The organism is Marinicella litoralis (genome assembly GCF_002591915.1).
Classification (GTDB): domain Bacteria; phylum Pseudomonadota; class Gammaproteobacteria; order Xanthomonadales; family Marinicellaceae; genus Marinicella; species Marinicella litoralis.
In genome coordinates this window covers 1044337-1067118 of record NZ_NIHB01000001.1, presented here as the reverse complement: position 1 = coordinate 1067118, position 22782 = coordinate 1044337, and the positions used below count along the sequence as shown (strand labels likewise).

18 protein-coding genes are annotated in these 22782 nt (G+C 44.1%); 6 read left to right on the top strand and 12 right to left on the bottom strand.

Going from position 1 to position 22782, the window contains the following annotated elements; translation table 11 throughout:
* Positions 1–164: 164 nt before the first annotated feature.
* From CCS90_RS04725 to CCS90_RS04715, 3 genes are all read right to left on the bottom strand, one after another.
* Positions 165–476, bottom strand: coding sequence for a hypothetical protein (locus tag CCS90_RS04725; RefSeq protein WP_099018332.1), 312 nt, complete (start codon positions 474–476; stop codon positions 165–167).
* Positions 477–551: 75 nt separating this feature from the next.
* On the bottom strand, positions 552–848 hold the full coding sequence (locus CCS90_RS04720) for a hypothetical protein (RefSeq protein ID WP_133566483.1): 297 nt from the start codon (positions 846–848) through the stop codon (positions 552–554).
* 388 nt (positions 849–1236) lie between these two features.
* On the bottom strand, positions 1237–4179 hold the full coding sequence (locus tag CCS90_RS04715; protein ID WP_099018330.1) for an HzsA-related protein: 2943 nt from the start codon (positions 4177–4179) through the stop codon (positions 1237–1239).
* 145 nt (positions 4180–4324) lie between these two features.
* Between CCS90_RS04715 and CCS90_RS04710 the strand changes: the two genes are divergently transcribed.
* Positions 4325–5107: a class I SAM-dependent methyltransferase gene (locus CCS90_RS04710; RefSeq protein ID WP_099018329.1), complete on the top strand. Its 783-nt coding sequence runs from the start codon at positions 4325–4327 to the stop codon at positions 5105–5107.
* Positions 5108–5172: 65 nt separating this feature from the next.
* Here CCS90_RS04710 and CCS90_RS04705 read toward each other — a convergent pair whose 3' ends face one another.
* From CCS90_RS04705 to CCS90_RS04685, 5 genes are all read right to left on the bottom strand, one after another.
* Positions 5173–8325, bottom strand: a complete 3153-nt coding sequence (locus CCS90_RS04705; protein WP_099018328.1) for a hypothetical protein — start codon at positions 8323–8325, stop codon at positions 5173–5175.
* Between the two features lie 103 nt (positions 8326–8428).
* On the bottom strand, positions 8429–11086 hold the full coding sequence (locus CCS90_RS04700; RefSeq protein ID WP_099018327.1) for a vWA domain-containing protein: 2658 nt from the start codon (positions 11084–11086) through the stop codon (positions 8429–8431).
* Positions 11076–11696 carry an RNA polymerase sigma factor gene (locus CCS90_RS04695; RefSeq protein ID WP_099018326.1) on the bottom strand — a complete coding sequence of 207 codons (621 nt, stop codon included), beginning with the start codon at positions 11694–11696 and terminating at the stop codon, positions 11076–11078. The genes CCS90_RS04700 and CCS90_RS04695 overlap by 11 nt, the downstream gene beginning before the upstream one ends.
* Positions 11697–11793: 97 nt before the next feature.
* Positions 11794–12408, bottom strand: a complete 615-nt coding sequence (locus CCS90_RS04690) for a hypothetical protein (protein ID WP_099018325.1) — start codon at positions 12406–12408, stop codon at positions 11794–11796.
* Positions 12409–12480: 72 nt separating this feature from the next.
* The gene (locus tag CCS90_RS04685) at positions 12481–13632 is read right to left on the bottom strand and encodes an acyltransferase family protein (RefSeq protein ID WP_162846810.1); all 1152 of its coding nucleotides are present in this window, start codon (positions 13630–13632) and stop codon (positions 12481–12483) included.
* 143 nt (positions 13633–13775) lie between these two features.
* Here CCS90_RS04685 and CCS90_RS04680 point away from each other — a divergent pair, with 143 nt between their 5' ends.
* The 3 genes from CCS90_RS04680 to CCS90_RS04670 all read left to right on the top strand — a co-directional run bounded on the left by CCS90_RS04680 (position 13776) and on the right by CCS90_RS04670 (position 17499).
* Entirely contained in the window at positions 13776–14408 is a 633-nt protein-coding gene (locus CCS90_RS04680; RefSeq protein WP_099018323.1) for an alpha-ketoglutarate-dependent dioxygenase AlkB, read from the top strand.
* Positions 14409–14569: 161 nt separating this feature from the next.
* Positions 14570–16528 (top strand): LVIVD repeat-containing protein, encoded by a 1959-nt coding sequence (locus CCS90_RS04675; protein WP_099018322.1) that lies wholly within the window; start codon positions 14570–14572, stop codon positions 16526–16528.
* Between the two features lie 98 nt (positions 16529–16626).
* The gene (locus CCS90_RS04670) at positions 16627–17499 is read left to right on the top strand and encodes a pirin family protein (RefSeq protein WP_099018321.1); all 873 of its coding nucleotides are present in this window, start codon (positions 16627–16629) and stop codon (positions 17497–17499) included.
* A 134-nt stretch (positions 17500–17633) separates the two neighbouring features.
* On the opposite strand, the gene CCS90_RS04665 is transcribed toward CCS90_RS04670, so the two are convergent.
* From CCS90_RS04665 to CCS90_RS04650, 4 genes are all read right to left on the bottom strand, one after another.
* Positions 17634–18092, bottom strand: coding sequence for a hypothetical protein (locus CCS90_RS04665; RefSeq protein WP_099018320.1), 459 nt, complete (start codon positions 18090–18092; stop codon positions 17634–17636).
* A 113-nt stretch (positions 18093–18205) separates the two neighbouring features.
* Positions 18206–18850 carry a hypothetical protein gene (locus CCS90_RS04660; RefSeq protein ID WP_099018319.1) on the bottom strand — a complete coding sequence of 215 codons (645 nt, stop codon included), beginning with the start codon at positions 18848–18850 and terminating at the stop codon, positions 18206–18208.
* Positions 18851–18913: 63 nt separating this feature from the next.
* Positions 18914–19543 carry a hypothetical protein gene (locus CCS90_RS04655; protein WP_099018318.1) on the bottom strand — a complete coding sequence of 210 codons (630 nt, stop codon included), beginning with the start codon at positions 19541–19543 and terminating at the stop codon, positions 18914–18916.
* Between the two features lie 34 nt (positions 19544–19577).
* On the bottom strand, positions 19578–20252 hold the full coding sequence (locus CCS90_RS04650; protein ID WP_099018317.1) for a hypothetical protein: 675 nt from the start codon (positions 20250–20252) through the stop codon (positions 19578–19580).
* 247 nt (positions 20253–20499) lie between these two features.
* On the opposite strand from CCS90_RS04650, the gene CCS90_RS04645 reads away from it, so the two are divergent.
* Positions 20500–21435, top strand: a complete 936-nt coding sequence (locus tag CCS90_RS04645) for a transposase (RefSeq protein ID WP_099018749.1) — start codon at positions 20500–20502, stop codon at positions 21433–21435.
* Between the two features lie 309 nt (positions 21436–21744).
* Positions 21745–22479, top strand: coding sequence for a transposase (locus CCS90_RS04640; protein WP_099018316.1), 735 nt, complete (start codon positions 21745–21747; stop codon positions 22477–22479).
* The last annotated feature ends 303 nt before the right edge of the window (positions 22480–22782 follow it).

Sequence of the window (22782 nt, the reverse complement as noted above, 5' to 3'; positions counted from 1 at the left end):
CGCCAAAAGATGGGAAGGCAGGTTTCTTCGCACAAATACAGATTAAAATGAAATTGACCTGATTGTAGGTATTTCAATCTGATATGTACAGCCAATTTTAAATTAGTCTTTTTTCCAAATCATTGGACGGTTGGCTAAACCGCCCAATTCAAGTCATGTTGATATCAATTATTGGGCTCAACCACAATGCAATCTCTGGGATTGTGAGTGGCTGTATCTGGATCACTGCCAGCTGAACCACCGACGGACTGATCTCCTCCCGTTTCTGCTATGTGATTTTTTCTGTGTCTGAATGGCATGGCTGCATCACAGGCATCTACACTGCCTACATCAACAGTGGCAAATGGTGCTTCTTCATGTAACCTACAATTAAAAGCACCCTCCATCCCAACTCCACCAGCCAGAACGTATGGGGTGAAACTAAAAGCCAATACCAAAGATAAACTGGCTGTTCTCAATATGTTGTTTTTATTCATTACTTATATACCTGCCTCTGTTAATTTATCACTTCAGAAGCGGGTATAGTAACCGAATCAATTGACTGTGGTCAATCAACTGAATGGCTCTGTGACTACACAATGTTCTGGATTGTGAGACTTTAACTGACCATTGACAACTTCTTCTGTGTCTTTTATGTGTTGATTATAAGCGCTTCCCCAATTAGGTGAGCCCTTACAGGCCTCTAATGTCCCCTCTGGAACCAATCCCCATGGCGCTTCATAATGAAAGCTACATTTATGCATTCCTGCGGCACCTGGGCCATTTGAACCTGGCTCAGAAAGTACTGAAAAACTTAGAACCAAAGAGGTGGTCACAAACAAAACTTTCAATATAATATTTTTTTTCATCATTTACTCACTCATCTAATTAAAATAAAATTCAACGTTTTCTTCTCTAATTTACTGCCAATTGAAAGAAAAATTCACCATAACTGTTTTTGCATTCAACCAATTTTTGCTTTTTAAAGTCATAATAACCATTAAACAATTAACCTTATCCATGACAGATATTGCGTCGCATTATAAGTGCACAAAGATGAGTAAAAAACCATAAGTACCTTTTTTATGAATATTTGGCTGGTTTTTGAGAAAAAAATGAAAATTTACACACAGCCAACTAAAACAGGCATGGCAATTACTGTCATCACTTGCTATTTATCACAACCAATGACGTGACAGTTTTTATAATGACCCACTTATTTCATAACACCATAAATTTTTGTCAATACCAAATAAGTCAATCAAATCCATCGGAAAAAATGATGTCTGGGTTGGTGGTGTAAAACCTGACATCCACCCGTTTGATGTTGCCTTGGTTGTCTGCCACTTCGGCCCTGAGGTGCCGTTCTGTCTGGTCAGCTGGCAACGCTTGATCGAGGTTGATTTGATACACCCCTGCGCTGGTTTGACTGGCCAAGTCACTCAATTCAGTGTCAGCCGGTCGTCCATTGACTATAAAATCGGCGGTGATGGATAAAGATGAAAAGTCGATCCCTGAGTTGGCATCGGCGATACCCAGAATGATTTGGTTGATTGGCTCTGGGTTGTCATTCAGTCGTGGTGAACTGATGGTCAAGGTGGGTTTTAGGTCATCTAAAAACCACCCCAAACCAGGGTTGCCTCTGATCACCGACAAATCAATTGGCGCGCCCAAATCAATCCAACGTGCCACTGCCATTTTCTCAGCCATACTTAAAGCCGTCATGCCGCCAGCGGGATGTGCCGTGCTGGCAATGAAATCCAAATCGGCCTGATCTGGATTGGCGCCATTGGGCAAGGTGTTGGCATCGCCTGGAACTGATGCTGTGGGGTGGTCTGCATTGTCCCAGCCATCCAAGCGTTCACCAAAAATTTTCCATACCAACAAACTGCGACGACTTTGGAACTTTCGAACATAACGGCTGGCGTTGGTTTGGCGCCAGACGCCATTTTGAATCACCGGTGGGTGGCCAAACTCAGCCGATTCATCTTTCGCCAAACGTCGATAATCACCCGGTAAATCCTCCACCAATGTAAGGTCTGACAAGTCCAATTGACCAGCCAGTTGGCTGTCATTGTGACAACTGATACAGTGGTTTTGGAGTACCGGTCTGATGTCCTGGAAAAACTCCACATCGACCATGTTTTGTGGCACGTTTTCCACCTCATTTTCTCCGCTTTCATTCAAAGTAACCATGGGTGTGACCGTGGATAAATCTTGGATGCTGTAATTGGGTAAATTAGCTGCAGTGGTGGCAAAATCCAAAGACTGTTGGCTGTGAGCATGACAGCCACCACAATCAGCCCGCATTTCACCTGGACGAACTTGGTGCCATGTTTGTGACATGTTCAAAACCATGCCTTTGCGATCAATGGTTTGGAATGTAAACGGGGTGTCGGCAGGGATCTTAACCAAAAAACTGGTGTCAGGATTGCCGTCATTATCCATCACTGGGCTGCTGTCTGGATTGGATTTTCTGACCGGTATTTCTCCCATGATGCGCAGGCGCTCATTGGCAAAATTATAGTAATCTGTGGCGGTTCCATAATGGGCCGCATTCGGTCCATAACGGCGATCAGTATTCGGTTCCATTGCCAGAATTCGAATCGCCCAGATGTCACTGTCCTGGTATTTGCCGGCATCTGCCCCTTGCCAATCCCAATTACTGCTGGTTCGATTTTGTGAAGTGTTGAATGGATCCAAACCATCAAATTCAGCTCGGCCCCGGCCCGGAAAGGTATCGCGTTTATACAAGCTGCTGGTTCCCACCAAGCCATAAGGCGTGCCCGCTTCAAGTGCTGGGTGTTCAGTGCCATCATTCGGCAACCAATCTCGAGTGGCCGGTTCCGGGTTGCCATGAATGGCTTGCCAAGTGACCACCGCACGCGGCCAAGCTTCGTTATAATCTGGGTCATTTTTTAGCAACAACAAATCTTCTGGTTGCCAAACTTGAGCACTGTCATTGATCACATACAAGCCACCATCGTAATAAGGAATGGTGGTGGGTCGGTTCAAATCATTGGCCGGCCCTGGCGTCCAAACCACCAACAAATCATTGTCAGGTGCCGCCGAAGGTTGGGTGAATTTTCCCACCCGATCCACATTGTTATTGCCAACCGGCGCGGCGCTGTCACCTGGGTGGGTCATCGGTGTAAGCGCCTCATAACCCCATGGAGTGAAAGGCATTTGAAAAGGTTGTACACCAATATTCTGACTGACAGTTTGATCTATCTGTGGGTTAAGGTTTGGAAATGGGCTGCCAAACTTGGCTTGTCCTTGTGGCACATCCAAAGGCAAATTAAACAAGGCACCAAAGCCATTGTTGTTCAAGTTGTAGTATTGTTCCACGATCACTTCACCGGCTGAATTTTGGGTCATGAAGTGAAAAGCATTGGGTGAAGTCATGGCACTGACCAACGGTTCCCATTTACGCCCGTCTGGTTCTATGGTCCAAATACCCCACAGTCGACGATCACGAATTCCCTGGGCTTCATAGCTGGAGAACATCAAACGCCCGTCGTTCAAGACTGTGGGGTGCAGCGCACTGCCAATGGTCATCGGTGCAATGGCTTCCACATTGGAACCATCAACATCCATGACATACAATTGCATGGTGGGGTTGGTAAAACCTTTGGTCGGAACAAATCCATTGCGATTACTGGTAAAAGCCAAACGACCGCCGGGTAAGGGCATCGGTCCTAAATTTAAAATGCCATAGCCCAATCGATTGAATTCGGAACTGGGATTCAAGGGGTTGCTTTCATCCCAATGACCTGCGCCAGTATTTGGTGTGAATTCGCCAAATGTCAGTTGTTCAATCACCCGTGAATTTAAATGAATGCGATAAATGTCAGCACCTTGGTGCGGCAAATCACCGCGTTGGGTATTCAGACTGCCTTGGCTTAAATCATAAAAATAGCTGTAATAGACCCATTGTGCATCGAATGACACCACCGGATCGGTGACGCCACAAGTTTCACAATCCACTAAAATTTCTTCCGAACCATCAGGGTGTAACAGCATCAAATCAGCACCTGCATCCATCCGCCCCGGATGAAAAATTTCCGGCCATGTGGTGTTGACCATGTCGCCAAACCTGACTTGTCTGACGTAAACGATGTCATAATCAACCTGTGCTTTTAATTCTTGCAGACCCTGCAGTAAAACCAAAAGCGACCAAACAACCACTGACTTTTTCATACCGAAACCTCGCTTTAAGCGCTCTGTTAAGCCATGAATGATAGTACGTATGTACGCAGACTAAAGAGACGTTACTCACAAATCCTTCGTTTTAATTCACATTTTATTATAATATGCCTTTTAAACAGCCCTTGGCATTGCATACATGTCCTATTTCCTGACCAACAAACACTCTTGGAACCAAAGGGTAGAAACCCATTTCAATTCTGATTTTTATGACGTACCCGGCTTCCTCGCTGGTAAAACGGCTTTGAATGAAATTGAATTGGCGGCCTTGCCTGATGTGGCTGGATTGTCATTGTTGCATTTACAATGTCATTTTGGTTTGGACAGTTTGTCTTGGGCGCGACTGGGTGCTGAGGTGACTGGGGTTGATATTTCAGATGCCGCCATCCAAAAAGCCAATGAATTAAAAGCAAAAACACAGCTAAAGGCTGACTTCATAGCTGCCGATGTTTATTCCTTTGGTGAGTCCAATCAACAACAATTTGACCTGGTTTATACCTCATACGGCGCGATTTGTTGGTTACCGGATTTAGTTCGCTGGGCACAAGTGATCAGTCGTTGTTTAAAAACCGGTGGGACTTTTTACATGGCTGAATTTCATCCGATCATTGATTTGATGGCAGGCTATGAGTACTTCCATCGGGACGATCCAGATATCAGCCTGGAAGACACTTACACTGAAAACTGCGATGGCAGCCAGCATGAGTTTGCGGTTTGGGCTCATCCAATGGGCGATGTGATCAATGCTTTGATCAAGGCTGGCCTGGTCATTGAGTCGGTCGAAGAATTTGATTACAGTCCTTACAATTGTTTTGCCGGCATGCAAGAAAAACAAAAGGGCCGGTTTTACTTAACACACAAAGACCATCATGTACCGATGGTCTATGCCATCAAAGCCAAAAAATCCTCACCCACTGCATAAGCTGGCCCTGAAATAAAAAAGCACCATTGACTGGATCATGCAGCCAATGGTGCAGTGTGCTGCGGTTACTGCCTGTTTTTAAATTTGGGTGATAACACCATGATTAAAAACACCAAACCGCCGGCCAATGCGGTACTCAAAGGTGCCACCGGATTGGATTTTAAATAGGCCAATGACAAGATCAAACCCACCAAGCCCAGCATAAAGACTGGAACCAAAATACGTGGCGACAGCTGACTTGATTTGATGGCGAAAATGACCAGCCAGATCATCAACACACTGATGATACTGACCAACAGGCCCACCTGATTTCCAGTCGCTGAGGCATACCTGATTTGAAAGCCCGCTTGAGAATCAGATTGGTTGGCGTATAACTTTTCAAAACTGTATTGAATGCCTTGTTGTGGCACCGTCATGCGCAAAGGTTTACCCACCTGCGATGCGCCCTGTTTGGCGCCTAAAGTGGCATGCCTGGCTGGGTCAACCCATTGCTTGGCTGTCACCAGATTCATGTTGCTTTCTACCGCCTGATAATTTGGGCCCACCGGCAAATAAACATCCCAGTAACTGTGTGTCACCACCATGTCCGGTTGTGGCAATTGCGATGAAATGGTACCAAACAAGCCCATTTGCTTAATCGGTGTGGCATACACCACTTCAACTGGAAACCCAGTGGCCGAATTCAGCATTTTAATCAAAATGTCTTTTTGGCCACTGTGGGTGTCGTTGTTATTGGCATTGGCTGGTTTCTCGGCTTTGCCATTAACAAATACCGACCAGACTTCAGACTCAAGCGGTAGGCTCAAGCGCAAAAATTGTAAACGGCTGTTACGCACATCGAACCGCGCTGTGGTTACTGCCAAGCCATCATCGGTGATCAAAGTTTGGTAGTTGGCAGTTTCAATCGCCGCCACTTGAACCGCCAACTCTTGGTGGCGGGTCATTTTAAGGCTCAATTGGTGTGGTGTATTGGAGTTAACGTATTTGAATGCCAACAATATGGGGTTGGTGGTTTTTAACACCAATTGTTGTGGCAATTCATTGATCTCCAGAGTTGATAATTGCAGGGTTTTTGAGGCCTGTATTTCAACCGCAGTCAATGCTTCAACCGCAATTCGACCATGTTGTACCTCAGCACCGGTGACTTGGATGGTTGGCACTTCCAACTCAGACTTGCTGTCCTCCAAAATGTTTTCATAATTAACTTCTAGTTGAAACTGCCCGGTCATTTCTTGGGTGAACTCAACTTTGATTAATTGTTCAGCGCCAGCACCCTTGGTTGGGTCAGTGATGACTTTGTGGATGCGCAAAGACGGCCCGGTGACATGCAATACATTCACGCCTGCTGGGATGGCAAAATCCAAAGCCAACACGGTGCCTGATTTAACATCAATTTGAATCCCCGCACTGCCTCGCATGGTGACCTCACCCAATGAAATTAAGGTGTCAACTTGGGCATCGTATTTGCCCTGTTTTCTGATCGGCGCCATGGTTTCCACGGTCAGTTGTGGCATGTCACTGGTGTATTTAAACGTGTGGGCAATGGTTTGGCTGATTTGGTTGCGGAAAAAAGCCGGCAATTGATTTTCACCCACCCTGGTGACGCCTTGTTCTTTGGTTGGCTTCAGGGTCAGTTCGCTGCCCACCAACAAAGCCACTATACCCCGTTGGCGATGCATGGCCAAGGCTTTGATCAGGGGGACTTTGATCGCTTCAAGCGCTGCTGGATCATTGTTTGCTGTGGTTTGCTGTCCCAACAACTGTTCATACTCAACCAACAATTGAAAATTGGCTTTGATTTTTCGGTCTAAAAATACTTTGATGGTTTTGACCTCATCGGTGCTTGCTTCGGTCCAATCTGAAATCCCAGCGGTGACTGCCGTGATGCGATTCACCTGCGCAGTTGCGGGTATTTGAAACGACAAGGTGGATGTTTCACCATGGGTGATTTCATAATCCACCAGACCCTTGCCGTACAACACACCTTCTTCGGCGGATATGGCATGGTAGATATTGGCATTGGCCCTGACTTCGGTTTTGCTGTCTTTGGGGATGGCGTCTATCCAGGCAAAAGTGACTACATCGGTCATCGGAATAAAGGTTTGGCCAATGGTGACATTGTCTTTGAACTGGCTGTTCACCTGACCATTGATTTGCTTGAGGTCCAGTTGCAATTGGATGTCTGGTTGACCCGTATAATAGCTGATGTCTTTATTGCCCGCTAAGACCAATTCAAATTCCGAAATGGCGACACGAGGGACAGGGAATGACACACTTGGCGGCCCTTGTTGTTGCTTCACCGTTGATTGAAAAACCACAGTGATTTGGTGTTTGCCCCTGCCTTGCAACAACACTTTGAATTGACCTTCCTGGTCTAAGATGGTGGCCGCTGTGCCATCGACTTTTACGTCATTTAAGGTCACTGAGTTAGGTAACAAGGGCAATTGAATGGACTCCCCCGTGAACACTTCCACTTGATAATCGGCAGTAAAAGTAAAGGCTTTGTCCTGCAGTTGCCCTTGGTACTTGGCCCGGCTGAGAACATAAGGTTGTTTGCTTGGCACTCGCCATGAAATCAACAAGGCCGAGGTGGTTGGGATGTTGGCAGTGACTCGGTTGATTTTATTTTGTTGACTGGTTTTGACATCCGAGGCTGGAATCACCGCCATGTCCAACTCATTGCCAGAAAACTCAACGGTTAATTGAGTAGAAGATGCACGCGGTATGGGCACAGGAACCACATGGCCTTGGTCTGATCGAGCCGCATCAATTGAATAACTGATTTGTAAATTGGCGGTACCCGCTTGGTTGGTACTCCAAGACATCCACTCAGCATTTTGTACCAATTGGATCGACTTGCCGTTGATGGTCACTGCAGTGATGGCTGCACCATAGGGCAGAATCGGAATCAAACTCCATTGATCCTCAAACACTTCGATGCGCGCATTGACTGTCACGTATGCCGTGGTGCGATCGTCCAGTTCACTGAGCTTAACCGTCACATCAGACTGTCCAATGGCATAGGCAGCCGGGGCTGGCAAATCTGGATTTCTGGCGTCTTCAATCAGTTTGATGTAATTTGCCAGCGGTATCCTGACATCGCCATTGTTGTGCAGGTCAGGCTGACTGACGACTGCCTCAGCGGTGGATTGTGAATGGGCTGACATGACATAAGCCCATGTCGCTAAAATGAATAACAACAGGTGTGATATTTTCATGGTTTTATCCTCTGGTTTTGTTCTTTTTTTTGGCGCAACAAAGCACCATCATTAGACGTGATTAAAGGTTATGGTGAAACTGGTTGAGTGAGTACTGGGTCAGTCAAGGACTGTGGCTGATTAACTTTCGCCAACTCATGAAACGCATGGAATCAGCAATCAGTTGATATTGTTTGGGGTTTATCGAAGATTGGCTGTTCAACAAATGTAAGTATTGTTGAATGATGGATTCGTCTTGTTGCATTTCCGCATCTGACTTCCAAGCTGGAATGTGTTGTCTCATGCCTTGGTAAAGTTCAAGTATGTGCTGCAATTTCATCACGGCAGTGGTTTGATCACCGCGCCGAATGGCTTGACTGGCCTGCTTAACAGTATGGCTCAAATGCTGTGCCAACACATTTTTCATCACATTCAATTCCAATGGGCCCAATTGGTTTTGTCCGGTGCTCAGATGTAAACTCTTTTGGCTGGTGGCATTGCGCAGATAGATCAAGTCTTTGTACTTGGCCGATACTTCCGCGACCGGACCCGGCCGATTAACCAATACATCCAACAGGATGACATGGGTGTCACCAGCAAAATAACTGGGGATCACTATTTGTATGCCGTCATCGTCTTTACCACGGTCAGCTGCAATGCCTAAATTCTTCGCCATCCTTTGATCTAAACTTTGTTCGGCATCCCTGACTTTCTGGGCTTGGGCTTCACTCAAAGCATACGAATCCAATACATCAATCAACTGAACACCTTCGGCCAATTTAATTTGTAAACGCAAAGCCCTGGCCACCGCACGAGAAGACACCAACAGTTCCTGATCAATCAACCTTTGCGCATCTTGAGCGCCGGCCAAGACACGACTGTGACCCTGCCCCAACAATGCCAATCGCTGCAAGGGCAATCTGTGCTCAATTCCAGCCAATGAAACGGTGCTGAGGGTGATGCCATCAATGGCATTTTGTTGCACCCTTGTCTCGATTGAAGCAAGGTCAGTGGTTTGGGCAAATGCCTGATTGGCAGAGACCAACAACACCGCACTGGAACCCAACACTGCATTGGGATCATCTTGACTTTTCAACCAAGCATGGGCGGTTGCTAAGGTTTGCAACAAATCAGATTCATTGGTTTGTGGTTGGCTGAACAATTGGTCCAATGCCACTTGAATGGGACCATGTCTGAAATCATCAGCAGCAATCAGTTGGCCACCACCTGAAACATACACTGAAATTTGATCGGTCGGCTGTTTGGCTTTAAGCAATGCTTGCAATAAAGCCATAGACTCTTGTTTGTACATCGATGACTTTTGCGGTAGTCCCAAATCCAATACCACCGCCAAATTCAAGGCCGAGCGATGACCGCCTTTTTGCTGACCTGCTTGGACACCCACTTGTAAACGCATTCTGGTTGGTCCAGATTCGTTCAAGGATTGGTGGTCACTGTTTAAATACAATGCCAACGCGGCATGGGTCGGATAATCAAATGGCTGTACATTTTGTTGGATCAACGGAAGGTTCAAGCCATGGTCTTGTTTTAATTGGGCTTGGATCCAACGCATATTTGGATCACCGGGCAAATAACTGTTGGCCCAGTAACCGGTGGCAGATTTGAACTTAAGGTGTGCTGTATTTTGTAAATCTGCCAAGTATTTCATGGCAACACTTTGGTCAGTGGGCGCGCCGCTACCCAAAGCACCTGCCATTGAATCGTCTGAAGCAAAAGCTTCACCTTCTTCCATGTTGGCCAACAAACCATCTTTGTGTGTACCTCGCCTGGGTGTGCTCACAGCACTGGGTTTTAAATCGCCCTTCTCAGCCTTAGACGCCATTAATTCCGCGTTCTTGAATTGAGCCACTGGGTCTTGTTGCTTTTTAAGCTCAACAGCGCCTTGGTCATAATCAACAGCAGCCTCAGGGACTACCTGTTGCACATGGGGCAGTAATTGATCCAACGTTTTATCCGCATCATGAGCTGATTCAATGACTGGCAAGGGTTCTGATCGCTTTAATCTTGAACCGGTAACGGCTGCTTTTCCCACTGATTGTCTGCGATCTTGTTCATCATCAGCGAATTCAAATCTGTCTTCAACGGTTACCAACCCATCGTTTCTGGCTGTATGATCTGCCAAAACTTCTGCCAGCACACCAGCACTAACTGCCTTGGGTTTGGCGGGGATTGATTGTTCCAAAGGGACATTGACCACCCGCTCCGCTGACACTGGTTTTGTCTCGTTCATCTCGGGTTCTGCTGCAGTAAAGCCACCAGCTTGTCTTGCTGTTTCTGCTTTGTTGGCATCGCGTTTTCTGTCTTCTTCGGCTGCCGGTTTATTGACTGAAACGGCCTCTTTGTTGGTCTGATTGTATCGAGTTTTGGTGTCAGCACCCACCTCTGAAGTGGCAGGCACTTGATTGAAGTCGGCTTGGAATTCAGAAATTGAACCGTTGTAAATCAAGCCTGCCACAGCCACCAACACAAATGAAGCTGCCAGTCCAGAGGCCCATTGTGGATTGATGCCTTTGGGTCTGAAGTGACTGGGTGTTTTTTCAGCTTGTATGGCTTGCAAAGTTTGGTCAAACACTGCATCTGAAACATCGTGTTCGGGCATCAATTGAACCCCTTGATTGATGGCCATAAGGTCTTGATGAACGCTTGAACAAGCGGCGCATTGATCCAAGTGTTTTTTCATACTTTCGGTCAATGAATCAGTTGGATTTAACTCAAATAACTGACTTCTGATGTCATCACATTTATTCATATCATTGGTCATGTTTGACTCCTGGGTGATTGTCTTTGTTTGATTGAAATGAATCTAACAAAGTTTGACGAGCGCGCCTGAGTTGGGTTTTTATGGTGTTCAAAGGCAATCCAAGAATTTCACTCACTTGTTTGATTTTCATGCCTTTGATGATGGACAAAGTAAATGCCTCCGCCTGTGCCGGTGGCAATTGAATCACTGCTTGTTCCAACCAATCAATGGTTTCATCCAATTGTGCTGTACTGTCTGGCGATGGTGCTTCATCCTCAATGACTGCTGCGGCTTCAAGACTCAGAATCGCCGGTTGGACTTTTCTTTGGAAATTGCGAATGGTGTTGATGGCAATGGTGAATATCCAGGGACTCAACGGGCGATTGGCTTGGTAACTGTGGGCTGACTTGTGAATTTTAAGAAACACTTCTTGAAACACATCGTCCCTACATGCTGAATCTATGCCATTGCGAACCAGGAAACTATAGACTGGCTTTCTATAAGCTTGCATCAACTTAGCAAAAGCCTGTTGATCTCCTCGCAAATGGGCTCCCAGCCAAGTACGCTCTTCTAGATCAAGCACCGATGGTGCTGCTTTCTGCTGGCTGTTAGATTTTGGCATCAGGTTCATTATGTGTATTCAAGCTGTTCATAAGCAACTATACACAGCCGATACAAAAAGGTTTCAAATTAATTCAAATAAACCCATTTAAAGTCAATAGATTGAGTTAGCGGCAGGCTTTCACTGCTTGGCTTTCGGCTTTTTCATTCACGGTATAACATTGATCTAACATGGAACAATAGCAAGCTGAAAATTCAAAATCAAACCTGATCTCATTCAACAACTCCCACAATTCTTTGGTTTTTTCATGGTACTTGAACTTCAAAAACACATGGTTGTCTTGCCCAGCAATGATGGTATTGACCAAAGGGCTGGTGATGAACTGTGGTAAGTCATTGGCGGCGTGTTTTTCTTCGGTGTAATACAAGTCAGTCACTGTTTTACAGCAATCATTGAGAATTTGAAAAATATGATCATAGGTTTTTCCTTGGTAGGTAAACTCAACTGTACGCAACAAAGCGGGTCCGATGCCGGCATTTTTTAATGAGAAATTAATCACTTTTTCATCATCACCCATGGCATTGCCGTGACCATATTGAATCAACGGTAAGGTCATGGCTTTGACCTGCTTGTTGGCTGCATCCGCTTGTAAATAGGTGGCATAGAAAGAAGCCGCTGAGATTAATATCGCACAGACGGCAATAATGAAATTCAAACGCTCAGGGCTGGTTCTTGCTGTTTGAGAAGCTGATTTGATTGGTGGCTCTAAAGGATCTGTCATTGTGTCACCCTTGGTTTTGTTTTGAAAAAATCATCACATTAAATGGGCCTGTCATATCGTTGATTGATGGCGCTACAAACGATCTTTGATGGTTAAAAACGGTTTTTCAATCAAGTAGTGCAACAACAGACTGAATGCGACTGTGAGCGCAAGGTAAATCAACAAAAAGCTGCCTGCATGAATCCAAGCTTGTTCACTGGTCACATGTTGTTTATGCAATCTATAAACCCATGGTAACACCGTATAATGGGTCAAATAAAGTGAATATGACAAGACAGACACCACCCTCAGTACCCGCCCAGTTAAAAACCGCAGATACCATGCTCCTGTATTTTTAACCGCTGCCCACACCCAAACACCAAAAATCATCACCACCAGTAAATGTAATATATTCAGTCCAAGCCAATTTTCTGGGTTGTATAAGTTGGTAAACAACATGATGACAATAATCAATACAGTGGCCACCACAACCGCACTGTGCCGTTTGCTCGATGATGGCAGTCGAGCCAAAATCGCCACCACCACACCCACTAAAATTGAAACCATGGCATAGTGAAATGGTGCCCGGTATTGTTCAAAGAACTTGGTGTGATTCAAAACTTGGTCAGACTGAATCATCACCACAGTTTTCAGAGCCAGCATAAACAACATAAAGACCACCAAGATCCCAATGGTTTTAACCGGTGATAAGCGCCTGGTCAGCAGCAAAAATATCGGCGCCAAAATATAAAACTTTTCTTCCGTGGCCAATGACCACAATGGCACCAATATGTGGGCACCCAAATAATCTTGTAAAAACAAAAAATGAACCAAGTACTCAGACGGGGCTGCAGCCACTCGATAATAAGGAATTAAACCCAAGCTGACCAACAAAATGATGGCGTAATACAACGGAAATGTGCGCAGCACACGTTTCAATGCATAGCGACCATAAGTCTGCTTTTTATTCGGATGTTGCTGCACATTGAGCAGATGATGAAATATCAAATATCCACTCAAAACAAAAAATAAATCAACACCCAACCAGGCATTGAATAACAAATGACTGACGGCTTCAGGCAACAACCCCCTGACATATGACCCGTGATTTTCACTGTAAAAGGTCATGAAATGATGGCATAAAACCAACAATATGGCCAAAGCTCGCAAACCATCCAATTCAGGTATTTTGCCTGCTTTTGAACCTATGCTGAGGTAATGAAAAATGCTTTTCACTTTTGCCATTCTATTTGACTGATTATTTTTCATACAGAAAACAGCCCTACAAAATCAACTTTCACTGCAGACAGAAATACCAATGAGAAAATACCCATTATAACAGGTCAATTTTCTCTGGCTTTTGCTGATGCACATGTTTAAATAAAACCATGAATGATTTATTTTCACCCAACAGCCAACTGATTGAAGAAATTCAAAAAGACATTTATTTACTCAGGAATTTCACTTCATATGAGTCATTGATTGATGAGGTCAAAGCCGTCACTGCACAAGCCCCCTTTCGGTTCATGCACACCCCAGGCGGTAAAAAACTCAATATCTCAATGACCAATTGTGGCGATTTAGGCTGGATCAGTGAACCCACAGGCTATCGTTATGCTGCCAAAGATCCCAGCTCCAAGCGGCCATGGCCCGCCATGCCACAGCCATTCAAACAACTGGCATTGACCGCTGCCAGACATGCCAATTTCAAGAATTTTCAACCCAACGCCTGTCTGATCAACCACTACAAACAAGGCCGAGTACTCACCGCACACCAAGATAAAAATGAACCTGACTTGAGCCAACCCATTGTCTCTGTGTCTTTGGGCATGAGTGCACGATTTCAAATTTACGGCGATGCACGCAACAACAAACCACTGGAAATTGAATTGTATGATGGTGATGTGATGGTATGGGGTCGTTCAGCTCGATTAATTTACCATGGTGTGAAAACCAAACACAGCATTCCCCACCCAAACCTGGGGGCACACCGCATCAACCTCACCCTGCGTAAGGTCTAACCCCTTTGGCATAACCACCTCCCCTGACTTGACTGAATTAAGGTGAATATTGAGTCTGCCGTGGGCATTTATATTTATTTCATGAATTTTTCAGCTTAATTTCAAGTATAAAAATACCACACTTGCTAACCTGCTTATTTTCAATTGTGCAGAGGTTTGTGATGAGAACAATGACTGGCGTAATTTTACTGATCCTGTGCCATTGGGCCGCAGCCCAATTGGCTGACTTTGACTATGCAGGTCACTGGCCTTATGGACCGGCCAACACGTTGATATCGCACCAAGCCAATGGCAATAATTATTTGTTTTTTGCCGAAGGCGGCGTACTGCATGTAGCAATTGTCAACGCCAATCACCAACCGGCCATTCACTCCTCTTTTAGATTGCTCAGTCCCATCGAGCATTTAACCATCAGTCCTGATGGAACAAAATTGGCCGCCTCAGACAAACAACAATGGGTCAGTTTATTGAATATAGCCGATCCAGAATCCATTTACCTGTTGGGTCGATTTGATTTCGCTGCCAGCACATTACCAGCACAATACCAAGGTGGAGCCCCTTATGGCATGGCCTTCAAAGACAACAACACCTTAATCACCACGGTAACACCCAAAGGGTTGTTTGCCTTGGATGTCAGTGACCCACTGAACATTCAGATTGTTGGTGATTACATTGAACTGGGAATCAATTCCGTTTGGGATGTAGAAATCTATGCAGACCATGCATGGATTGCCGATGGTTTTGATGGTTTGTCGGTGGTGGATATCACCGACATCAATCAGATGTCTTTGGTGTTTCGTGACAGTAATTTCAGCCGGTTAACCGGCATCCACATAGCTGGTGACAAAGCTTATTTGGACAAGGGCTTGGATGGCTTGAACGTGATTGAATTACAAACTTCACCAGTCATCGCTGTGAATACCTTGCTTGATATGGACAACAGCCAAACCAATTATGTTCGAGGTGTCAGGCCCATGGGTACCGATCACCTGGTGGTTGCTGAATTGAATGATGGGCTGAAAGTATTTGACATCCAAGACCCCAACAACCCCATGTTGTTATACGAAACCACCACCGGTGCATTCAGGTTTACCTTGGACGATCAAGTGGCTCATGTGATTACACCCAGTGCATTCACTGTCAATCATGATTTGGAAAGTCATGACCTATCAACTGCCCTCACAGAAGGTTCAGCCAGTTTGGTTCAAGCATTGCCTTTGTTACAAAACTCGATCCATATTTTCAGCGATGACCGCTACGTGTTAGCAGCCACAGACAACAGCGGCTTGGCCTTGCTCAGCTTGGGTAACCCATCCAGACCAAACCTGATGGCTTGGTTATATCCTGAATCCTCATTCACTTCTGGGGTCATACTGGGTGACTTGGTACTGGGAACCACATCAAATCAATTAATGATAACAGACATTTCAAATCCAGCCCAACCCGTCGAATTACCACCTTATGACTTGTTAGGCTATTCCAGCAACCATGAAATTCTGGTGGTTGATGACAATGAAGTGATCGTCGGTGGCGATGTGTCTAGCCAGGGCTTAAAGTGGTTGGAAATCAGCCAGGATGGTTCAATTAATTTACTGGCCCAATGGTCGGAAGGCGCCGCACGTCAAGTGGCTAAAAGCGGTGATTTGTTGGCCATCGCGGGTGCATTGAGCTTTTATTTGGTTGATTTTTCAGACAAAGCCAACCCACAAACCTTGTTTACCCACACTTTGAACAGACCTGTTTTTGGTATTGATTGGGTCGACAACTACCTGTACATTGCCAATAACACCGATGGTTTACGTATTTGGGACACCAGCATTCCCAGCATGGCGCATGAAGTGGCAGACATTGACTTCATCTTTACCATGGAAGGTGTAAAAGTTCACAACAATGTGGCTTATCTGGCCGCTGGTGCATTGTATGGATTGATGATGTACGATGTAACTGACCCAACCCAACCGGTTTACTTATCTGGTTTAAACACCCCAGGATTGGCAAAAAAAGTGACGGTCAGCGATCAAGTCTTGGCCATCGCTGACAACGAAGCTGGGGTCATCATATTCTCAAACACCTTGTCTTTTGACCTCATTTTTGCCAATGATTTTGAAGCAGCCCAGTGACACGGGGTTAACCATGGCCTTCGGGTAGCTGCCATTTGGCCTGTCCATCTCACATCAATAAATGATAGAATTATCATGACTTAAAATCGATTCGTACCATGCACCCTAACCACCACATCAAACACATCATTGAGCCCCGCAAAAAAGACTTGGGGGGCTTTTCAGTCAGTAGGATCCTACCGCAAGCCAATCAGAAAATGATTGGCCCTTGGATCTTTTTTGATCACATGGGACCGGCAGATTTTCCTGCAGGAAAAGGCATCGACGTCAGACCGCACCCACACATCAACTTGGCCACAGTCACCTATTTGTTCGAAGGTGAAATATGGCACCGCGACTCACTGGGCTCCAGTGAACCGATTGTCCCAGGCGATGTTAATTTAATGGTCGCAGGCAAAGGCATCGTTCATTCTGAACGAGAACGCGACGAGGTGCGCAATCAACAACATCGTTTGCATGGATTGCAGTTGTGGCTGGCTTTGCCTGAAGCCGATGAGGAAATCGAGCCGGCTTTTTATCATTATGCCAGTGCCGATATACCCGCCACTGACATCGACGGCGTGGCGGTGCGGGTGCTGATGGGTTCGGCTTATGGCCTGACTTCACCGGTCAAAACTTTTGCCGAGACCTTGTACATTGAAGCTGCTTTGGCCCAAGGCCAAAGTTTGATTTTACCCGTTGCTGAAGAACGGGGATTGTATGTGGCCAATGGTCAAATCGATATCAACCAACAACCCTTAAATGCCTTGCAAATGGCCGTTTTGGATTCAGCTGAAATAACCATCACAGCGACTCAAGACCATACCAGAATCGCCCTGATTGGCGGCGAACAAATCAGCAAGCGTTACATCGATTGGAACTTTGTCTCCAGCCGCAAGGAACGCATAGAACAAGCCAAGGATGATTGGCGTCACCAGCGCTTTGAAAAAGTGCCTGGTGATGAAGATGCGTTTATTCCATTGCCTGAATGATTGAATCAACTCAAGGAAGGTGGACAGATTTTATTTTATTCACATAACGCTTATATTAACGTTTTTTTAATGCTTGCTTAGTCTTTAATTGAAATAGTGACTTATAGGCAGTAAATGTCACGTTGAATTCTTTGTTATAACTCACATCGGTCAAACGTTTCTATCTCCCGAAGAGAACCGTCTAACTCAAAAGTAAAATTGATAGATTTTAGAACTGAATTATCGTTTTCACATTCTTTATTGTCAGAAGATTCGATGTTCATTGAAAATGTTTCTCGTGGTAAATAATTATTTTCATGAAGTACTACAATTGAAGCGTAATGGTATTGAATATCTATTGAGTTTAAAGAAATGTATTTAAATCCATTTAAAACTTCCGTAGGAATTTGCATCTTTACCCTGTTTATCTCTAATGTTATTTCTACTTTATAAGCTTCATTAATATATTCTTTAGATGCATCTAAATTAACATAATATTCAGTGCCCAACAATTTTCCATATGATGAAACTTTTTCAATATCAAATGCCCTTGGAGAACTTGCCACCGATGTGAAATTAACAAAGAGACCTAAGAGGAGTATTGATCGTTTCATAGAGTTATAACGCTTCACTAAGAGGCAAATAACAGTTGGTTAAAATAAACGACGAACGAACAAAAACCAACTGTTATTTGTCCTTTTGAGTGACTTGTTATACGACATTACAACTAATTATCGTAATACTCATCGACTTGCTCTGCCAGCTCTTTAAGTGGTTTGGCATCGACAAAGTACTCTGAGCTTTTATTATGAAACTCAATAAAACCTAGCTTAGTTTCAACGTCATATTCTCCAAGAGCTTCATCCAAAAATAGATAGCCAAGGTTCCCATAAGTTGAGTGCTGTTCCTCGCTGTAATTATCAAAAAACAAAATGACACCCAACTTATCGTCGTCTTTATATAAATTGTAGTAAACATCATCAGATTTTATTGAAATACCGCCAAAAGTAAGATCATTGAGTGGTGTTCTTCTGGGACGAAACTTTACGATTATCCATTGCTTTAATTTAGGAGCTGAATTGAATAGTAATTCAACTGAAGGGAAAGATTTTTTTATCCCGCCTGCACTTATTACAAACTCCCTCTTTCCATTATCACGAACAGGGCTAAATTCGAAGGTAAGTTCAGGGTCTACTTTTGTCAGAGCAGCAGATAGTATATCGAAGGTTTTCTCTGTATCATTTTCAAAATTGAAAATCATCTCGTCATTCTTTTGAAACCATTTCCAAAAATCAGCCGCGACCGAGGCATTTGCCTTTGAACTAAATAGTGAAAGTATTCCCATAGCTATTATTTTAACTCCGTGCTTCATATTATCCTTGCCGTATAACGTCGGTAACACGAGCAAATGAAAGCGGAGGTGAAGCCGGAGCTTTTATTTGTCATCGTGCTTACCTTTGTTAAATCCGGCCTCGCTACCATATATCTGTTTTAGTTCTTCTACTATACCTGGCGTAAGCTTAGCTATACCTGATCCAGTAATAAACTTATAGTGCTTATTTGGTTCAAAATTCGTAATTTTCTTGCCGGTTATTTTATAAACACCAATTATGTCTTCGCTGGGAACCTCACTCATTACATCAACGGTTCTTCTGTCAATTGCAGCCACCATTTCCGGTTTATCCCTGTCAATAAAGTCTTGTAAACCTGGCTCGTCTGCTCGAATTGCTAATGATTGCACCAAGACCCTAAAGGCGCTGTTTTGAGTAAAAGATTCCGAATCCAACCTTTCGGCGCTTACTGGCATTACTCCAATTATACTCTCACCAGAAAAACCATGCTGCTCAACGTAACCTGAAGACATAAAAGTCAACACTATTACCTCCTTATTTTTCTTTAAATACTCCTCATCGAGAAAACTAAAGACTCCGGGGCCAACCTTCGTCAAATCGATCTTGTATTTAAATACTTCCAATCCTCCCCAGTCCGGGACTTCACTGGACATAACAGCCTCACTCCCTAAAGACAAAATTAGTAACAAATATATTTTTGAAATGATTTTCATGATTGTGATTTAACGTCAAAAGTGAGGCGCGGCGTTAGCCGTTGCCTCCACTGCCTTGTTCGATATTAATTTCTGTGCCTGCTGGAATGGTGACCTCACACGCATAATCCTGCGGCATGGCTGCATCCGTATCCCTTCTATCCCAATATTCTCTCCAATAAGTCCACCACTTTGAATTCTTCTCTTTGATAAGTTCTGGACTCAATTCCCCATCGTGACTCAGCGCTTGCACATGCTCCGCATGGATCGCCATTCCAACATCGCCACTCCAGAACGCTAGATAAAAGCCACCCTTCTTGGGCAACTGCTCATTACTGCAAGATATCTCTTTCTTCTTCTTAGCCCCTTGAATGATTTCTTGGGCTAGTGATGAGTCAGTTAGCGTGAACTCTTCGTATGATACGGTGAATGGTTCTATTTCGTCTTTGGAGAGCTTATCGAACCACTCAAAATCCTCTTCTTCTCCTCGAACAATTGCCACCACTGATGAAGGCTTTACGAATCTAAGCGCCAAAATTCCCGAAGGTGGAGAGTTCTCTTCCTGAGGTGAGTTGTGAAGTTGTGTGCCACCAAACTCGATCTGAAACATTTCTTTCTCTGAGAACCAATAGCGCCAGTAGCCCACGTCGGAAATTGCATCTTCGAGAATCTTTAGTGCGTCGTGGTTCATTTCTTTATCGAACAATTTATTATAGGTGCATTTATGCATACTATCATCTGTTTACCTTGTTATAAATGCATTAAAAAAACCATGATATTATCATAAGTTGTTGATTTCTTACATTATAGGAAATTATTTAATGCATCTATAGTAGGTTATAGACGGATATAAGACTAATCAGGGACTAATCAGGGACATGCATCCCGTAGGAATATTTTTACAGACTCATCAGAGAATTGCTACAGAATATTTTGCCTTAAAAGTCCAAAATCATACTTTTAAACGGAGTTTTTGTATGACTGTGGCAAGGAATCAACAAATTTGTATCGAGGAAACGCCTTATTATCACATCGTCTCTAGGTGTGTTCGCAGGGCCTTTCTTTGTGGTGAAGATGAGGTATCAGGTAAGTCATTTGAGCACCGTCGCCAATGGCTGATTGATCGCATCAAACAGGTGACATCTGTGTTTGCAATTGATGTGTGTTCTTATGCCATCATGAGTAACCATTTTCATATCGTTCTGAAGGTCAATTCAACCAAGGGATGGAACGCCACTCAGGTGCTGATGACTTGGTGTTCTTTGTACTCACTACCAGTTCTTTGCGATCGCTATCTGAAAGGTGAAATCAGCACCGAAGCTGAGCTTCGTCGAGTCAAGGAGTATGTCGCTGAATACCGCACCAGATTAATGTCGGTCTCGTGGTATATGAAGTCCATCAATGAGTATGTTGCTCGTATGGCCAATGAAGAAGATAAGTGTACAGGGCATTTCTGGGAAAGTAGGTTCAAAAGCCAAGCCCTACTTGATGAAAGAGCATTACTGACCTGTATGGCTTACGTGGACTTGAATCCGATACGGGCTTCAATAGCGAAGGATTTAAAGAGTTCGGAATACACTTCAATCAAGGAGAGAATCGAGAACACTAGTACATGGCTATCAGGCTTCGGCAAAGGTGATAATCACCTACCCTTTTATCTATCAAGTTACATTGATTTAGTTGATGAAACAGGTCGTTGCTTGAGGGACGATAAACGAGGCTTTATTTCAGCAAAATCAGCCAAAGCCATTGATGAAATTGGTATTGACCCAGACTCCTGGTTAGACGAATTAAAGGGCTTTAAATCAGTCGGGTTTAGCGCTGTTGGAACCGCTGAACAACTGAAAGATTATTCAGCCAAAACTAAGCGCAAATGGACGCTCGGAATTAAGCTTACACCAGCACTGGAATAGCCCACAAACCATCAAAACCTGACCAGCAGATCATGTCTGCAATCGTCAGGCTCGGCTCAAATCTGCCAAAACCACCTCAGAACAGCTTAAAAACCGACTTCATCAAAAAAATGGACTCATTGCTATGAAATAGCAGTTCAAATTAATCAATTATTAGACACAATCCGCTCTAAAAACTTGGTTTTTAGTTTCTAAGTAATGCATGTCCCTGATTACCCCTCTTTTTAGTTTCTAAGTAATGCATGTCCCTGATTACCCCTCAAAAAAGTCACTTCAGTCTTCGCCATTGATGTGTGTTCCTATGCCATCATGAGCAATCATTTTCACATCGTTTTGAAGGTTAATTCGAATGAAGAATGGAACGCCACTCAGGTGCTTATGACTTGGTGTTCTTTATACTCAATACCTGTACTTTGTGATCGTTATCTTAAAGGTGAAATTAATACCGAAGCTGAGCTTCGTAAAGTTAAGGAATATGTGGCTGAGTATCGTGCTCGACTGATGTCTGTTTCGTGGTATATGAAGTCAATCAATGAGTACATTGCTCGCATGGCCAATGAAGAAGATAAGTGCACAGGCCACTTTTGGGAATCACGCTTTAAGAGTCAAGCATTACTCGACAAACGTGCGTTACTGACTTGTATGGCTTACGTTGATTTGAACCCAATCAGGGCAGCTATGGCTAAGGATTTGAGGGGCTCAGAATTCACTTCGATTAAAGAGCGAATTGAAAACAGTAATACATGGCTTTCAGGTTTCGGCAAAACAGAAAATGACTTACCATTTTATCTATCAAGCTACATTGATTTGGTTGATGAAACTGGACGCTGTATTCGAGGAAACAAACGCGGTTTTATCTCAAATAAAACCGCCAAAGCTATTGATGAAATTGGTATCAATCCCGATTCATGGTTGGACGAATTAAAAGGCTTTAAATCCATCGGTTTCACAGCCGTTGGGACTGCTCAACAGCTCAAAGATTATTCTAAAAAAACTAAACGCAAATGGACGCTTGGAATTAAGCTTGCACCTGCTTTGGAGTAGCCCAATAACTCACAATAATTAATCAGCAGATACTGTCTGCAGACGTCCAACTCGGTCTAAATCAGGCTAAACACAAGATATTTCAACAAACACTACAAACCAGTATCCAATAGCTCAAAACTGGTATCTATTTCTTCAACTATCAATCAAATATTCAGTCAAAAAAAAGATTTCTTCATCCACAAGTAATGTATGTCCTTGATTGGTCCTTTTATCTATCAAGTTACATTGATTTAGTTGATGAAACAGGTCGTTGCTTGAGGGACGATAAACGAGGCTTTATTTCAGCAAAATCAGCCAAAG

Coding starts and splice junctions, on each gene's coding strand:
- CCS90_RS04725 (WP_099018332.1), bottom strand. CDS start 476: ATGAATAAAAACAACATATTGAGAACAGCCAGTTTATCTTTGGTATTG.
- CCS90_RS04720 (WP_133566483.1), bottom strand. CDS start 848: ATGAAAAAAAATATTATATTGAAAGTTTTGTTTGTGACCACCTCTTTG.
- CCS90_RS04715 (WP_099018330.1), bottom strand. CDS start 4,179: ATGAAAAAGTCAGTGGTTGTTTGGTCGCTTTTGGTTTTACTGCAGGGT.
- CCS90_RS04710 (WP_099018329.1), top strand. CDS start 4,325: ATGTCCTATTTCCTGACCAACAAACACTCTTGGAACCAAAGGGTAGAA.
- CCS90_RS04705 (WP_099018328.1), bottom strand. CDS start 8,325: ATGAAAATATCACACCTGTTGTTATTCATTTTAGCGACATGGGCTTAT.
- CCS90_RS04700 (WP_099018327.1), bottom strand. CDS start 11,086: ATGACCAATGATATGAATAAATGTGATGACATCAGAAGTCAGTTATTT.
- CCS90_RS04695 (WP_099018326.1), bottom strand. CDS start 11,696: ATGAACCTGATGCCAAAATCTAACAGCCAGCAGAAAGCAGCACCATCG.
- CCS90_RS04690 (WP_099018325.1), bottom strand. CDS start 12,408: ATGACAGATCCTTTAGAGCCACCAATCAAATCAGCTTCTCAAACAGCA.
- CCS90_RS04685 (WP_162846810.1), bottom strand. CDS start 13,632: ATGGCAAAAGTGAAAAGCATTTTTCATTACCTCAGCATAGGTTCAAAA.
- CCS90_RS04680 (WP_099018323.1), top strand. CDS start 13,776: ATGAATGATTTATTTTCACCCAACAGCCAACTGATTGAAGAAATTCAA.
- CCS90_RS04675 (WP_099018322.1), top strand. CDS start 14,570: ATGAGAACAATGACTGGCGTAATTTTACTGATCCTGTGCCATTGGGCC.
- CCS90_RS04670 (WP_099018321.1), top strand. CDS start 16,627: ATGCACCCTAACCACCACATCAAACACATCATTGAGCCCCGCAAAAAA.
- CCS90_RS04665 (WP_099018320.1), bottom strand. CDS start 18,092: ATGAAACGATCAATACTCCTCTTAGGTCTCTTTGTTAATTTCACATCG.
- CCS90_RS04660 (WP_099018319.1), bottom strand. CDS start 18,850: ATGAAGCACGGAGTTAAAATAATAGCTATGGGAATACTTTCACTATTT.
- CCS90_RS04655 (WP_099018318.1), bottom strand. CDS start 19,543: ATGAAAATCATTTCAAAAATATATTTGTTACTAATTTTGTCTTTAGGG.
- CCS90_RS04650 (WP_099018317.1), bottom strand. CDS start 20,252: ATGCATAAATGCACCTATAATAAATTGTTCGATAAAGAAATGAACCAC.
- CCS90_RS04645 (WP_099018749.1), top strand. CDS start 20,500: ATGACTGTGGCAAGGAATCAACAAATTTGTATCGAGGAAACGCCTTAT.
- CCS90_RS04640 (WP_099018316.1), top strand. CDS start 21,745: ATGAGCAATCATTTTCACATCGTTTTGAAGGTTAATTCGAATGAAGAA.